Raw genomic sequence first — 14,963 nt, 5'->3', positions numbered from 1 at the left:
CTTGGAGGCGAGCTTGGTGCTGTCGCATCGAACGTGCTGGAGATACGAGCGCTCCGTTTGGCCGCCGCGTCAATTGCAGAACTGATCGGGGTGCACGAATACAGACGAGGCGCACGCAGGCATTCCTCATTGACTCGAGGATTCGCGCTGGCGCGCTTCGTCGAGTAAAGTGCATCATTGCGACGTCGCCCTGCTGGCGCTCGCCTGTGAGCTTCTATATTGTTTTTCACGAAGAGCTGAAATGCCAACGGCGACAGATACTCGATTTGGTGGAGGTGTCATTGTGCTCGAGCCAGAACCTAGCCTCCCGGAATCGTCGACGTCTCGAAAAAAAGCACAAAAGGAATAAACGCCTATCTTATTTGGGTTTTTATTCCTTCATTCACCTATGGAAAACCAACGAAATATGTGACTAATAGGAAGTCCCCTGAATCGCGGGGACAATGCTCCGATCACCGCCTTGTCCCTGTCCAACCGTTAGACACGTCAAGGAGACAAACATGGCAGCATCTTCATTCCGCAAGCCTTCGGCGGCAGATCTCGCCGCTCTCGATGAGGCTTTAGCTGACCTCGATCTTAGCGGCACGACTTCATCCGCTCCCCTTGCTCCGGCATCCGCTGCATCTTCTACTCATATATCTCCCCTGCCTGTGGGACCTGCCGTCTTGACGACGCCGCCGACTGAACTCGAGGCATTCTATAGGCCGATGGATAAGACCCAGGCTGAAAAGCTTCAGGCCGTCGCGGCTAGGATCAAGGAACGCGATAGGATCGCACGTATCGGGATCATCGAAACGGGCAATGATCTTATCGCAATTAAGAATAGCATTTCCGGCCAGTTCGACAGGTGGCTGAAGGTTGAGTTCGATATGTCGAAGGCTACGGCGTGGAACTACATCAACGCAGCCCTGCAGTTCGGCAGTGCGCCGAAGGTAGTTGAAGTCTTGCCGCCCGGCACCGTCTATAAGCTTGCCGCGAAGACTACTCCGGTAGCTGTTCGTAATAAGGTTGTCGCCGAAATTGAGTCCGGAGCAACTCTGTTGAAAGATGAGGTAGAGCGCCGTATCGCGGTAGCGCGCAACCTCGCGGCGAACGAGGAGCGGACGCGTAAGCAGGCAGAACGTGAGCAGATGGAAGCAGACCGCCGGAAGCGGGAGGAAGACGATGCATGGCAGTTGCGTGCAAAGGAACTTGCTGAAGCCGGGAAGCCCGATGACGAAGTCCTGATGGAGCGGAAGAAGTGGGACGCCGCGGAGGAGGCAAAGCTCAGGGCTAACGAAAACGCGAAGCAGAAGCGCGAGGAAGAAGAGCAGAGGCGGCGTTGCGAATTGCAGGCTGAAAACGTGCGCAAGGAGCATGATGCCAAGCGTGTCGCGAACTGGTTGCTTATTTCCCTTGGTCGCGACAAGTTCGAAGAGTTCCGGTCCGAACTCTCCGTGGCTATCGCCGGTTCAGAAAGGATTTTGAGGGCCATCGAAGGCATGGAGCCTGCATCGATCCACTCGACCAATGCCCCGGTTGCCGAAAAGACGGCGACGACCGAAGCGGCAGACTCGGAAGCCGGAACTGTTTCGGTTAAGTTTGGATCGTTCTGAGAAAGCTGGCTGGCTTAATAGCCGTAGTGGAAAGACCGCTCGCCGACGTTCCTCGGCGGGCCTCACGCTACGGCCAACGCTCTATAGTCCCTGGGCACGGGAGGATAGGATGCACACTAGTCGGGGGCACTGAAAGCATCCCCATCACGCAGCTTGCTTTTTCCTAGGACTTCGACTTCCAGCACACTGAACTTCTGTGTGCGCATGGCATGAGGTTGGATCTGGATGAGGAGGTCGGGCGGCACCGGATGTCGGAGAACAAAACGGTGGTGCTGTCAGTTTTCCTATCATGCATTCACGCCAAACGATCCAGCTTGATCAGTCATCAACCGATATCAAGGTCACTTATGCTCGACTGCTGAGCACTGGCGCGATGTGTAAATAGATCAACCGGAAATCCAAACGAGTTCTATCCGGATATGTTTTCTCCACTGGGGATCAAGGCTTTCCGGCTCTATGACGGTGGCCTTCGTCAATGATATGGGCTGCTGAGTGCATTCTTTACGCTCAACTCTGGCGGTGCAGCACTGAGAAAGCGGGCAATCACAACCAAAACGAGTTCAGCAGCCTTTATAAATAAGACAAAAAAGCCTTTTCGAGGCAGTTTTGTAAACTTAAGGGAAAGAAAACGCAAGTTTGAGCTCATTTCCGCAACGATTTCGGTTTTGGATGCAAGGTTTTGTGCAATCTAAAGTATGTATTTTGCGTTGATTTTTCTCTCAAACTTGACAAAACTTGCGCATAGGCAAGGCACTGTAAAGGCTGGGCAGGGTTCTGTCAGGGGCCCGGCGTTGATTTTTCTAGCCAAGCCGAGCTACCAGATCCTCGGCGTTGAGATGCGAGTATCGTCGCAACATACGTAGTTCTCTGTGACCACTAATAGTTGAAACTTCAATCACGTTCAACCCTCTCTCAAACAGACGGCTGACGCCTTCGTGACGCAAATCGTGAAATCGCAGTCCGGTGATGCCAGTCCGGATCAGCAGCCTGCGCCAGGCCTGCTCCAAGGCTCCGGCCGTCATAGGAAATACCACAGCCTGCTCCACATCGGCGCGAGACTTCCAATCTGTCAGTGCGTCGAAAGCACGCTGTGATAGTGGCACCTCACGACTGGAGCCGTTTTTCGTCAGAGCCAGCGAAATCACCCGGCGATTGTGCGAGATATCGCTCCATTGCAGCCCAAGAATCTCGCCACGACGCATCCCTGTCTCCAGGGCGACAATCAACAGCGTCTTGAAGTAAGGAAGCTGTCCACCATCGCAACCGTCCAGAAGCCGTTGCTCCTCGGTGCCCGTCAGCCGTCTGCTGCGCTCATTGCGGATGACGGGACGGCGCACCAGCTTCACCACGTTCTTTGCCAGCGGTAGACCCCAGTCACGAATTGCAACTTCGAGGACGTGGCTCAAGATTGCCAGCTCCCGCACCGTTGTAGATGGTGCTACGCTTCGAAGGCGCTCATCGCGGAACGCGGCAATATCTTGTTGGCTGAGGCCAATCATAGTCCGGTAAGAAAGCTCGTGACGCCGCAGCACATCGATCCGCTGGATCTCTTGGACTGATCCCCGCTTCGTTGGCGAGATTTCGCGCTGGTAGCGCTCCAGAAGCTCGCCCAGCGTCGTGCTTTCAAGAATACGGGTGTCGGGTGCGGCACCGAAGCGATCAACCTGAGCCTCAAGCTCTCGCGCCCACTTTTCAGCTTCGGACTTGGTGTCGAAGCTTTTGCAGCGGGGCTTCATGCCGCGCCGACGCACCTGAGCTTGCCAGCGCCCTCTGAGTTTCCGGATGGTTGCCATGGTGATCTCCAATAGATGTTGAAGATCTTGCGTAGGACGCCCCTGGAGGGGTGCCAAGGTTTATCCCGGCACGATGATCGCGCGAACATCAGCCACGCTGACCCACCCTGATCGCATCACCATTGCCCGGTGAATTAGTCGATGGCAGCAAGCACAAAGGAGCGCGAGATCGGCGAGCCGTGTCTTTCGTTCTCCCGCGTCAGCCAATGGAATCAAATGATGGGCTTCGAACATTGCTTCCTGCATGGATACGTCGAGATCGGGCCGAGATAAATCACATATCTCGCATCGCAGACCAGTCGGACGTCGGTCATCTAGTAGGAGCTTTCTGACTTTCGGATTTCGCTCTCGACGAACATGTAGCGCTGTGAGAAGTCGCCCTTCTGGAAGCTCCTGCTCGACATCCGGTAATGGTTCTGAGCCTGCGATCAGAATCCCAGATTTTATCGCTGCAGCGATCTGGTGCACTTCATCTATCCGATCGCCGTATTCCTTCCAGATCAAGCGGTCCATATTGGAAACGTTGCCCAGGCCCTTGCCAGTTGCGACCTGGCGAATGTTACTTAGCTTGAAGCCGACGCCGTCAGGATTTCGGAATGTCGGCTGCTTGGCTGCCTCAGCGTGATAAGGAAGCGATCGGAGAAGATCGGACAGCTCTTTTATCTCCATGGACTTCGGCGAGGGGACATCGCCGTTGAGTTTCTGGAATAAATTCAGAGCGAGAATCGTCTCGTCGCGTGTCCAATTTGGATTTCCATGTCCTTGAGTTCTAGCCATTCGCTTCACCAGCGCCCGGAACGACGGGATCTATTTTTTCGATAAGATGCATCTCTACACCATAGCCGTATTTTGCCAGCAGCGACGCTGGCGCTTGCAGACTGACTTTACTGAAGAATGGCAAGTCCATTATGTTCGACCTGCGATTCCTTCGCCGCAGAATACCGTAGACGACCGTATACGACGCGGTATCGACACGACCTTGCCGCCCAGCGGGCAAAAGCTGCTCAAAGCCTGCTTTAACAGGCATCTCGCCCTGACGCCGACGTGCTTGCCGCCTAACGCCGTTACGAAACGTCGCGTCTGACATCAAGGAGTCACAGCTTGTAACCGCCTGCATCCAGAGATGGCTTATCGAGGAGGATGAATGGCCGTCTTTCAAATGTATAAACTGGCGCTGCCTTGAGAAGAAATCGCATACCTCGATATTGCCGTTGTTAACGCCGCGAGGATTCACTTTCGTCCGGTCCATCATTAACAAGTCTGGCCGTTGATTCAGCTCTGCTATAAGTTCTTGCTCATTCCTTGCCGTGCTCTGAGCAATGAAGGATGGCTTGATTAGAGATTGGACAAAGTTCTCAATTCGAGCTTTGTAAGCGTGGCTGATACGATACCAGGTGCCGCCAAAGATAACATATGTCTGCTGATTGAGCTCGCACTCGAAAACGAAGCAGTCATAAACCTTCCATTTCCGTTTTGCTCTTGTCTCTTCATCTTCGTGCATGTGAACGAAATGGTGGGTTTTAATGGCATCAAATGGTTCAGCAAAATTTATGGCATTCAATTCGGCTACGTAATCATCAATATCTAACTCGGAATACCAGTTCTTCTCACGAGAAAAACCCCTACCATAATAGGCAATATCCTGGCCCTCGATGTAGTCGACGATCTCTGGCGGGCACATGTGCAAATCGCTTTGCTCGCCCGCTCTGAGTGCAGCAATCTGCTGGCTGAGCAATTCGTCAAGTTGTCGGGCATCTTCCGCGTCAGTAACAATTTGAACGTTGTCGATCCATTCATAATCCCGGCGATATTGGTTGTCCTCGAACACCTCGAGGCATCGGCTAAGCTTCGCCTTAATCTGTCCAGGCTGGACCGCGCATGTGATCGTCAAGCTATCTCGGCCAGCAACAAACTTCGCGAAGGACTTGTCGGTGGGGGTGCCAGCCGCAACTCGCAATAAATCACGCTGCACATCTATCCCGAAGCCAGCCAAGTCAGAATTTCGGCTAGCCTGCGTCCGTCGTTGGAACACGGTTGCGTCGAGCGTAGCGCTGTCGAGGCTTCGAAGATTACCTCTGGATACCGTGTTGAGCACAACTTTCAGCCCGAAGTTCCGCTCCAACTTGGCTGGATCTATGAGGAAGTGCCCACCGCCGAAACACAACACAAAAAGTCGCGTATTTCCTTCCTGATCTTCAACGGGGACTGAGAGGGCTGCAGACGATGATTGGGTCCAAAAATCTGGCTCGTGGGTTGTCAAATCCGCAAGGAGCGGCATCCAACTAGGACGACTGCGCGACGTATCGACGAACAGGCGACTTCCTTGTGGAGTTTCAGTCGCAACCTCATCGGGATCGGCGGTGTCTCTGAATGCATCTTCAATATGAACACCAGGCTTCAAAAGCCTCACGTTTAGCGTCACTGCTCCCGTTCGCGGCTCTATCGCCATGCAAAATCTCCCCTACCCGAGGGAGAGTTTGGTCAATTCCTGGTGGCCAGTCAACTACCGGTCGAATACATCCAAGATTCCAATTTTATCGACAGTAAGTCATTTTCGTAGGAGGTTGAGCCGATAAAGTGGCTCTGTGATCATTTGTGATTGCGCGTTCGATGCGTAGGACGCCCCGAGGGGGAGCCAAGGATTATTCCGAAAGTGTAACGCGCGGGGTTGCAGAAAAGAACAAATCAATTTAGCTTTGCTAAATTTGTATATTCAAAAACTATAGGGACCTATGGTCGACATCCACACTCCAGTAGTTTGTCCTTCGAGAAATGACACTGGCGTTGTCAGAGGTTTCAGTGAGGAAAGAGACGAGAATCTCTTGAAAGTGGCGCTAGACCTTCTTGGAGATGAGGTTTACCTCCCTGTCGGCGAAGTAAAAACTTTCAGATGGAAGCATCACAGTAAACAAGAGAATATTCTTGTTATTGCTCGAGCCTGGAGTGGTTTTTTTGGTGGTCGAAACTTAAAAATCCAATGTCACAGGATAAGAGATGATGGTTCTGTTAGCGGACGCGTGCTGATAATACATCGGGTCAACGGTAAAATTAAAAGGTTCGGATGGTAACCTTTTCAGATCGCTTTTATGATCTGTCAGGAAGGGTAACAACCTTCGCTGGTATAGCATTATGTCTAAAAGTAATTCCGCTGAAAGCGGTCACAGTGTCTGACGTTAACATAGAGTTCGAGGATCGCGCTGTTGTCGTTGGTATCCTTGCTGCGTTGGCGCTTTATCTAATGATTTGTGTAGCGGTGGAAACAACAAAGGATATAAGTCGGCAAATCAATAAAGACCGCTCAGGTCCTGTTACAATCTTTGCTGACGGTCGCTCGTTGGGAATGGGCGAGGCGGAGCAGGGAACCCGCAGTCATCGGGTTTATCTTTTTGCTGCCCGGCTAAGCATTGCTCTTGAAGTCGGGTTCCCTATTTTGTTTGGCTCATTCGTTGTGATTTTGTGTTTTAGCGAAATGTTATCGTTTTCGCGGCGTATGATAAGCGTGATAACGTCGGCATTTTAGTCAGCCTGATCAGGCAGAGGGTCCTAGGTATGAAACCATACTGGAATTCAAGTGGGGATTGGACGCGCCATCGCAATCCAGACGGAAGTCTGGGTGGTGAGGTATCCAAACGCGCTCATGTTTCCTCTACGGCTCACATTGCTACTGGAGCTATCGTTGCACCTGGCGCTATTGTAGGCGATGGTGCTCGTGTCGTCGCTGGCCAGATTGTTTTAGCGGGCGGCTCGTCTATTCGAATTGATAGAGAATCAGGCGCTTCATCCTGATCAACTGTGCCTTAGATGTGGCACTGACCGCTTCCGGAACTAGAACGTAAGATCGAGAAAAATCAGCTTTTAGCTCTGGGTCCCTTATGGCCAGAGGTTCAGCTTGGCGGAGAGGGTGGGATTCGAACCCACGATACGGTTGCCCGTATGCCGCATTTCGAGTGCGGTGCTTTCGACCACTCAGCCACCTCTCCGCGGGTCTGGTCGGCGCTTGTGTCGCGCGGGCTGTCTCATAGCGGCGATTGAGGGGGCTGGCAAGAGCGAAAAAGGCATAATTCTCTGTCGTGTACTGGATCGCCTCGATGGATCGCAGCGCGGGCCTGTCGCCTGTCTGTTGCAGGAAAGACAAAGGGCGAGGGTGATGTGATGCGCGGATGGTTTATCGTCAGGAATTCTCTTTGTGTTTAGGGGCTTTCGCCTTGACAGCTTGGGGCTTCTCACGTATGCGACGTGCGACTTTAGATATGGGTGATCCCTCTGTGTGGGTTCTCAAGTCTATAATCGCTTCTCGCTTTGCCGAGAGGTTTCCACCGGCAGATCTCAAGATCTGCTATCCGACTGACAAAAAGACGGTCGTCCGGCACCTGCCGGTCAGAACCGGTAACGAACATGGAAGGATAAAATATGTTCGCAGTCATCAAGACCGGCGGTAAGCAGTACCGCGTAGCCGCCAACGACGTGCTGACCATCGAAAAGCTGGAAGCCGAAGCTGGTGCTATCGTTGAATTCACCGAAATTCTCGTTGTTGGCGTTGGTGCCGATGCGACGATCGGTGCGCCTTTTGTTGCTGGTGCAACCGTTAAGGCTGAAGTTGTCGAGCATAACCGTGGCAAGAAGGTCATCGCGTTCAAGAAGCGCCGTCGCCAGAATTCCAAGCGGTCGCGCGGCCATCGCCAGCACCACACAGTCGTTCGCATCACCGACATCGTCGCTGCGTAATCGGTCAACGGGAAACCAGGTTTTAAAGGAGAACTCCAATGGCACATAAAAAAGCTGGCGGTTCGTCGCGCAACGGTCGCGATTCCGAGTCCAAGCGCCTTGGCGTGAAGAAGTTCGGCGGCGAAGTCGTCATTCCAGGCAATATTATTGTTCGTCAGCGCGGCACGCAGTGGCATCCGGGCGCAAACGTCGGCATGGGCAAGGACCATACGATCTTTGCACTCACCACCGGCAATGTCACCTACCGTACGAAGTCCAACGGCCGCGTATTCGTGTCCGTCATGCCGAAAACGGCGGAAGCCGCAGAATAAAGCCGGTCGCTTACCAACAGCCGGCGTCTCATCGACCCGGCTGAGCGTACAGGTTCAGTCAGAAAAAAGGGAAGATGAGGCGCCACCTCTCTTCCCTTTTTTCTTACCTCCAAAGGAGACTGAGCCATGGAACGCTTATTACTGAGGGATGACCAATTCCGGTCACCCGACGATCGGCTGAGGCCGGATCGGTTAAGGCAAAGTTGCCCCGTCCTCTTATCGCAGCGGCTGGTTATGCGCGCTCCGCATGTAGAAGACATTGACGCCCTTACCCATCTCGCCAATAACGCCGCCGTTGCGACCATGGTGTCGCGTATGCCACATCCTTACACGGCAGCCGATGCCGCCGATTTTGTGCGACGTTCCAATCTCGGCGAGATCGGTAAATGCGTCTATGCGATTACGAAGGGCGAAAATGGCGAATTTCTCGGGTGCTGCGCGCTTGAGCCGCATACCGACCTGGAGACACTGGAAATCGGCTATTGGCTGGGTGAGCCCTATTGGAACAACGGCTACGCCACCGAAGCCGCCCATGCCTTGATCGACATGGCCTTCCGCACTCGCGATATCGCCTTCATCGATGCCCGTTGCCGGGTTACCAATGTGGCGGCACGGCGGGTCATCCAGAAATGCGGCTTCCAGTTCCAGGGCTCCGGCATGGTTGGCCATCTGGCTGCCCGTGGCATGGTGCCGGTGGAATGGTACCGGCTGGATCGCAAGACCTGGATGTCACTGAAGAGCTGGGGGGAGATGCGGTGATGGCTGCGCTTGAAAAGCCCCGGCTGCAAACGCGGCTTCCCTCGCTTGGGCCTTGCCCGGTGATTGAAACGCAACGATTGGTGCTGCGTCCGCATCGGCTTTCCGATGCGGATGCCATTGCCGCCTCGCTGAACGATTGGCAGGTGACGCGGATGTTAAGCCGGGTGCCGATGCCCTACGACCGGCAGGATGCTTGCGACTGGCTGAACCGCACCAGCGCCGGTGTCATGCCGGATTGGCACTTGGCTATTACGTCGGGCGATGACGTTCATATCGGCATGGTCGGCCTGGAACTGCGCCATGGGCTTTGGCATCTCGGTTATTGGCTCAATCGTTTCTACTGGGGGCGGGGGCTGATGAGCGAGGCAGCCCGGGCTGCGGTGGAACGGTTCTTCCGGCGTATGCCGGAGGCGGTGCTGCATTCCGGCGCCTTTGCCGATAATGCCGCATCGCTGAAGATCCAGGACAAGCTGGGCTTCACCCTGACCCGCTGCGCCGATCTCTACAGCCTGTCGCGCAATGCCATGGCACCGCATATCGAAACCCGCCTGACGCAAGACGGGTTTCAGAGAGCGAAAGCGTTTTAAAGACAGTTGCGGCGGCCGGACGTGGCCGCCGCAACCTCAATCCAATTCCACCCAGACCGGAAAATGGTCTGAGCCGACCGCATCGGTATCGACGCTTGCCGCTTTCAGGCGATGGGCCAGCGAACCGCTCAGGAAGCAATAATCGAGATGCATGCGCATATCCGGCTTGCCGACCTCTTCCCATCTGTAACTTTCGGCATTGAGTTTGCCGAGCCGGGCCAGTGCGTCCAGGGGGGCGTCGGCGCGGGCGGTGCGACCGTAGTAAGCATCGATGGTTCCGACCATCTCGCGATATTCAGGCGATTCCGGCTGCATGTTGAAATCGCCCATCAGCAGGAAATCCTCCGGCAGCGGCGGTTGCGGCAGGGCAAATTCCTGTCCACCGGTCATCGCGCCGCCTTCCTGGATGAAGTTGATGGCGCGGTCCTTGAGGAACTGGATCTGGGCGATGCGCTCGTCCGGTGCGACATGGTCGAGATGGACGGAATAGACCCGGAGCGCCCCGCCGGGCGCATCGATGACTGCTTCGGTCGCGGCGCGTTGATTGTTGAGCTTTTCGAACGTGCGGGTGCGCGGCAAAAGCAGCATCCGGTTGGCGAGGATCGGCCAGCGCGACAGCACCATATTGCCAAACTGGAAGCGCTTGTCGACCCGGCGGCCCTTGATCAGCGCCGAGGAGGCGTGCAGGTCGCAGGCCGGTCCATAGACCCAATGATATTCGGGAAAATGGTTGGCGAAAATTTCCGGCAGGTCGGCCCCGCCATTGGCGGGATAGCCACGGGTGACTTCCTGGAGGGCGATGACATCGGCGCCCTCGAGGTTTTTGGCAATCCTGATGGGGTCGAATTTGCCGTCCAGGCCGATCCCGTATTGAATATTGTAACTGACGAAACGCACGATACTCTTTGACCTCCGCGTCAAGCGGCGATAACGATGGCCGCATATATGATATGAGTATCCTGACACAGGAAGTATGGCAGCGACATGAAATTTCTCGACGAGGCAAAGGTCTATATTCGATCAGGTGACGGCGGCGCAGGTGCCGTCTCGTTCCGCCGCGAGAAGTTCATCGAGTTCGGCGGGCCGGATGGTGGCGATGGCGGGCGCGGTGGCGATGTTTGGGTGGAGGCCGTCAATGGTCTGAACACCCTGATCGATTTTCGTTTTCAGCAGCATTTCAAGGCCACAGTCGGCACCCATGGCATGGGGCGCAACCGCACCGGCGCCAATGGCGAGCATGTGACGCTGAAAGTGCCTGTCGGGACCCAGATCTTCGAAGAAGATGCCGAAACGCTGATTGTCGATATGGTCACAGAAGGTCAGCGCTTCCGGCTGGCGGCGGGCGGCAATGGCGGCTTTGGCAATGCGCATTTCAAATCGGCCACCAACCAGGCCCCCGATTGGGCCAATCCCGGTCTGGAAGGCGAAGAAAAAACCATCTGGCTGAGGCTGAAACTGATTGCCGATGCCGGTCTGGTCGGCTTGCCCAATGCCGGAAAATCCACCTTCCTGGCGGCGGTGACACGGGCGCGTCCGAAAATCGCCAATTATCCGTTCACCACGCTGCATCCCAATCTGGGTGTGGCGACCGTGGATGAGCGTGAGTTCATCCTGGCCGATATTCCGGGTCTGATCGAAGGGGCTCACGAAGGGGTTGGCATTGGCGACCGCTTCCTCGGCCATGTCGAGCGCACGCGGGTGCTGCTGCATCTGGTGTCTGCCCAGGAAGAGGATGTCGCCAATGCCTACACCACGGTTGCTCATGAGCTGGAAGCCTATGATGGTGGTCTGGAAGACAAGCCTGAGATCGTCGCCCTGTCGCAGATCGACGTGCTGGACGAGGATGAGCTGAAAAAGAAGCTCAAGGCCCTGCAAAAGGCCTGCGGCAAGAAGCCCATGATGATTTCCGCCATTACCGGCAAGGGAATGCTCGAAGTTCTGCGGGCGTTGCGCGACGTGATCGTTGAAAATCGCAGCTATGACGACGAGACGATTTCGCAGCGGCCAAAGAAACATCGCCACAAGCTGGAAGATCGGCCCCAACACGAAGATGGACCAGAGGAGAGTGAGGAGGGCGAGGAATGAGCGCACCGCTTGCCTCTCTCTCGCACTATAAGCGGATCGTCATCAAAATCGGCTCGGCCCTGTTGGTGGACCGGGGTTCCGGCCTGAAACATGCCTGGCTCGATGCCGTCTGTGACGATATCGCTGCTCTGCGCGCCAAAGGTGTCGAGGTGCTGGTCGTGTCGTCTGGTGCCATCGCGCTTGGCCGCACGGTGCTGAACCTGCCAGCCGGTGCCTTGAAGCTGGAAGAAAGCCAGGCGGCGGCAGCCGTGGGGCAAATTGCTCTGGCGCGGCATTGGTCGGAAAGCCTGTCGCGGTCATCAATCGTTGCCGGGCAGATCCTGCTGACGCTGGGAGATACGGAGGAGCGCCGCCGCTATCTCAATGCGCGCGCCACCATCAATCAGCTGTTGAAGCTAGGGGCGGTGCCGATCATCAACGAAAACGACACGGTGGCGACCACCGAAATCCGCTATGGCGACAATGATCGTCTGGCGGCCAGGGTGGCGACGATGACCGGTGCCGATCTGCTGATCCTGCTCTCCGATATCGACGGGCTCTATACCGCGCCGCCGCATCTCGATCCTGACGCGAAACTTCTGCCTGTTATTGCCGAAATCACCCCTGAAATCGAGGCGATGGCGGGCGGAGCGGCCTCGGAATTTTCGCGTGGCGGCATGCGCACCAAGATCGATGCGGGCAAGATTGCCACGAGTGCGGGCTGTGCGATGATTATCACGTCGGGCAAGCTGCTCAATCCGCTGCGCGGCATTGATGAGGGGGCGGCCCATTCCTGGTTTGCGCCGTCTGCCATGCCAGTGACGGCCCGCAAGACCTGGATTGCTGGACAATTGCAGCCTGCTGGTATTCTGAGCGTCGATGCGGGCGCTGAAACAGCCCTTCGGGCTGGCAAGAGCCTGTTGCCCGCAGGCGTGCGCGAGGTATCAGGGCAATTTCATCGTGGCGACACGATTTCGGTTGTTGGGCTTGAGGGGCGCGAAATTGCCCGTGGCCTGGCGGGTTACGATGCCGATGAGGCGCGCCGTATTGCCGGGCATAAATCGGCAGAGATCGAAGCGCTGCTCGGCTATGCCGGACGCTCGGCGATGATCCACCGCGACGATCTGGTGATGACGGAACAGACCGGCAGGAAAACCGGCAAGAGTACAAAGAAAAAGGACGAGGCCCATGCTTGACACAGTCGCCAAGGCGGATGGTATCGACGCGCTGATGCTAGACATCGGCGCCAAGGCCAAGGCCGCTGCGCGACCGTTGGCCATTGCCTCGGCTGACCAGAAAAATGCCGCGCTGATGGCGATGAGTGAGGCGATCCTGGCTGGAAAAAGCCAGATCATCGCCGCCAATGCCATCGATCTCAAGGCTGCGCAAACGGCAGGGCTGGCGGCTTCCTTCATCGACCGGCTCACGCTGAATGAAGAGCGGATCACCGCGATGGCCAAGGGCCTGCGCGAGGTGGCCGAGTTGAAGGACCCGGTCGGGGAAGTCATCGCGGCCTGGGAGCGTCCTAATGGTTTGAAGATCGAACGGGTCCGCACCCCTCTTGGCGTGATCGGGGTGATTTATGAAAGCCGTCCGAATGTGACAGCGGATGCGGGGGCGCTTTGCCTGAAATCCGGCAATGCCGTGATCCTGCGCGGCGGCTCGGATTCGGTCAATTCCTCGCGCGCCATTCATGCCTGCCTGGTGGCCGGGCTTGTGGCTGCCGGTCTGCCGGACCATGCCATCCAGCTGGTGCCGGTCACGGATCGCGCTGCGGTTGGCGCGATGCTGACCGGGCTGAACGGCACGATTGACGTGATCGTGCCGCGAGGCGGCAAGAGCCTGGTGGCGCGGGTGCAATCGGATGCGCGGGTGCCGGTCTTTGCCCATCTGGAAGGTCTCTGCCACGTCTATGTTGATGGCTCCGCTGATCTCGAGATGGCGAAAAGCATCGTGGTCAATGCCAAGATGCGTCGGACCGGAATTTGCGGCTCGGCGGAAACCCTGTTGGTCGATAGCGCTGCCATCGGCAGCCATTTGATGCCGCTTCTCGAAGCCCTCACCGAGGCGGGTTGCGAGATCCGTGCCTCGGCGACGGTGCTGAAAGTCTTTCCCGGCCTGAAGCCTGCTGTGGAGGAGGATTGGCGCACCGAATATCTCGATGCGATCATTTCCGTTGCCGTTGTCGATGGCATCGGTGGGGCCATCGACCATATCGCCCGCTATTCTTCCAACCATACCGAGGCGGTCATTGCCGAAGATCCTGCTGTGGTCGAGCGGTTCTTCAATGAAGTGGATTCGGCTATCCTGCTGCACAATGCCTCGACGCAATTTGCCGATGGTGGCGAATTTGGCATGGGCGGCGAAATCGGCATTGCCACCGGCAAAATGCATGCGCGCGGGCCGGTTGGCGTTGAGCAATTGACCTCGTTCAAGTACCGGGTGCATGGCACCGGCCAGATCCGGCCCTGACGTGAGCCATCCCGGGGTCGCTGCACACTATCTGCGCATGCCGCATACCGAGCGCGGCATGGTGGTCGGCCTGTTCGGCGGATCGTTCAATCCGCCGCATCAAGGCCATGTGCTGGTGGCCGAGATTGCCCTTCGCCGGTTGGGCCTGGATCAGTTGTGGTGGATGGTGACGCCCGGAAACCCGCTGAAAAACCACAGCCAGCTGGCGCCTTTGGCCGAGCGGCTGTCGCTCTGCGAGGGCCTGGCGCAGGACCCCCGGCTGAAGATCACTGCGTTTGAGGCAGAGCTGGGCACGAGCTACACCGCCCGCACGCTGGACCATGTGAAGCGGTTGAACCCGCATGTGCATTTCATCTGGATCATGGGGGCGGATAATCTTCGCTCGTTTCACCATTGGCAGGATTGGCAGAAGATCGCCATGACCTTTCCAATCGCTGTTATCGACAGGCCCGGTGCGACTCTGTCTTATCTGTCATCGAAAATGGCGCAGCGCTTCGATTTTGCCCGGGTCGATGAAAGCGATGCCGGTGTGCTGTGGCGCAGGCAGGCGCCCGCCTGGACCTTCATTCACGGACCGCGTTCGATGCTGAGTTCTACAGCGCTTCGCACAGGGCCTGTCTTGAAAGATTAACTATTCAGTGCCACCTTATTCTTGGC

Annotated in this window: 14 protein-coding genes and 1 tRNA gene; 10 read left to right on the top strand and 5 right to left on the bottom strand. The window is 56.3% G+C overall.

Annotated features, from left to right (window positions below; translation table 11 throughout):
• Nucleotides 1-500 precede the first annotated feature (500 nt).
• Nucleotides 501-1,595, top strand: a complete 1,095-nt coding sequence (locus G6L01_RS15860; protein ID WP_070166298.1) for a hypothetical protein — start codon at nt 501-503, stop codon at nt 1,593-1,595.
• Nucleotides 1,596-2,395: 800 nt separating this feature from the next.
• On the opposite strand, the gene G6L01_RS15855 is transcribed toward G6L01_RS15860, so the two are convergent.
• The 3 genes from G6L01_RS15855 to G6L01_RS15845 are packed head-to-tail and all read right to left on the bottom strand — an operon-like array spanning nt 2,396 to nt 5,837.
• Nucleotides 2,396-3,388 carry a site-specific integrase gene (locus G6L01_RS15855; protein WP_070166299.1) on the bottom strand — a complete coding sequence of 331 codons (993 nt, stop codon included), beginning with the start codon at nt 3,386-3,388 and terminating at the stop codon, nt 2,396-2,398.
• Nucleotides 3,389-3,448: 60 nt separating this feature from the next.
• The gene (locus G6L01_RS15850) at nt 3,449-4,165 is read right to left on the bottom strand and encodes an HNH endonuclease (RefSeq protein ID WP_070166300.1); all 717 of its coding nucleotides are present in this window, start codon (nt 4,163-4,165) and stop codon (nt 3,449-3,451) included.
• Nucleotides 4,158-5,837: a DUF6119 family protein gene (locus G6L01_RS15845; RefSeq protein ID WP_081344144.1), complete on the bottom strand. Its 1,680-nt coding sequence runs from the start codon at nt 5,835-5,837 to the stop codon at nt 4,158-4,160. Before G6L01_RS15845 ends, G6L01_RS15850 begins: the two co-directional genes overlap by 8 nt.
• Nucleotides 5,838-6,449: 612 nt before the next feature.
• Here G6L01_RS15845 and G6L01_RS15840 point away from each other — a divergent pair.
• On the top strand, nt 6,450-6,908 hold the full coding sequence (locus G6L01_RS15840; protein ID WP_139190185.1) for a hypothetical protein: 459 nt from the start codon (nt 6,450-6,452) through the stop codon (nt 6,906-6,908).
• A gap of 370 nt (nt 6,909-7,278) precedes the next feature.
• Here G6L01_RS15840 and G6L01_RS15835 read toward each other — a convergent pair.
• A tRNA-Ser gene (locus tag G6L01_RS15835) sits at nt 7,279-7,368 on the bottom strand.
• A 430-nt stretch (nt 7,369-7,798) separates the two neighbouring features.
• On the opposite strand from G6L01_RS15835, the gene rplU reads away from it, so the two are divergent.
• The 4 genes from rplU to G6L01_RS15815 all read left to right on the top strand — a co-directional run bounded on the left by rplU (nt 7,799) and on the right by G6L01_RS15815 (nt 9,770).
• Nucleotides 7,799-8,113 carry a 50S ribosomal protein L21 gene (gene rplU / locus G6L01_RS15830; protein ID WP_015917518.1) on the top strand — a complete coding sequence of 105 codons (315 nt, stop codon included), beginning with the start codon at nt 7,799-7,801 and terminating at the stop codon, nt 8,111-8,113.
• Between the two features lie 38 nt (nt 8,114-8,151).
• Entirely contained in the window at nt 8,152-8,424 is a 273-nt protein-coding gene (gene rpmA, locus G6L01_RS15825) for a 50S ribosomal protein L27 (RefSeq protein WP_015917517.1), read from the top strand.
• 126 nt (nt 8,425-8,550) lie between these two features.
• Nucleotides 8,551-9,183 (top strand): GNAT family N-acetyltransferase, encoded by a 633-nt coding sequence (locus G6L01_RS15820; RefSeq protein WP_060718758.1) that lies wholly within the window; start codon nt 8,551-8,553, stop codon nt 9,181-9,183.
• Nucleotides 9,183-9,770 carry a GNAT family N-acetyltransferase gene (locus G6L01_RS15815; RefSeq protein WP_070166302.1) on the top strand — a complete coding sequence of 196 codons (588 nt, stop codon included), beginning with the start codon at nt 9,183-9,185 and terminating at the stop codon, nt 9,768-9,770. Before G6L01_RS15820 ends, G6L01_RS15815 begins: the two co-directional genes overlap by 1 nt.
• A 36-nt stretch (nt 9,771-9,806) precedes the next feature.
• Here the strand turns inward: G6L01_RS15815 and G6L01_RS15810 are convergent, their stop codons facing one another.
• The gene (locus tag G6L01_RS15810; protein ID WP_070166303.1) at nt 9,807-10,667 is read right to left on the bottom strand and encodes an endonuclease/exonuclease/phosphatase family protein; all 861 of its coding nucleotides are present in this window, start codon (nt 10,665-10,667) and stop codon (nt 9,807-9,809) included.
• 87 nt (nt 10,668-10,754) lie between these two features.
• Here G6L01_RS15810 and obgE point away from each other — a divergent pair, with 87 nt between their 5' ends.
• From obgE to G6L01_RS15790, 4 genes are read left to right on the top strand one after another with little or no spacing between them, the layout of a single operon-like run.
• Nucleotides 10,755-11,855: a GTPase ObgE gene (obgE, locus tag G6L01_RS15805; RefSeq protein WP_070166304.1), complete on the top strand. Its 1,101-nt coding sequence runs from the start codon at nt 10,755-10,757 to the stop codon at nt 11,853-11,855.
• Nucleotides 11,852-13,030 (top strand): glutamate 5-kinase, encoded by a 1,179-nt coding sequence (gene proB / locus G6L01_RS15800; RefSeq protein WP_070166305.1) that lies wholly within the window; start codon nt 11,852-11,854, stop codon nt 13,028-13,030. Before obgE ends, proB begins: the two co-directional genes overlap by 4 nt.
• Entirely contained in the window at nt 13,023-14,306 is a 1,284-nt protein-coding gene (locus G6L01_RS15795; protein WP_070166306.1) for a glutamate-5-semialdehyde dehydrogenase, read from the top strand. The genes proB and G6L01_RS15795 overlap by 8 nt, the downstream gene beginning before the upstream one ends.
• Nucleotides 14,281-14,937 carry a nicotinate-nucleotide adenylyltransferase gene (locus G6L01_RS15790; protein WP_070166307.1) on the top strand — a complete coding sequence of 219 codons (657 nt, stop codon included), beginning with the start codon at nt 14,281-14,283 and terminating at the stop codon, nt 14,935-14,937. Before G6L01_RS15795 ends, G6L01_RS15790 begins: the two co-directional genes overlap by 26 nt.
• The last annotated feature ends 26 nt before the right edge of the window (nt 14,938-14,963 follow it).

The organism is Agrobacterium vitis (assembly GCF_013337045.2).
GTDB lineage: Bacteria > Pseudomonadota > Alphaproteobacteria > Rhizobiales > Rhizobiaceae > Allorhizobium > Allorhizobium vitis_B.
Note: the sequence above shows the minus strand (reverse complement) of the source record. Positions and strands in the feature narration are given on the sequence as shown.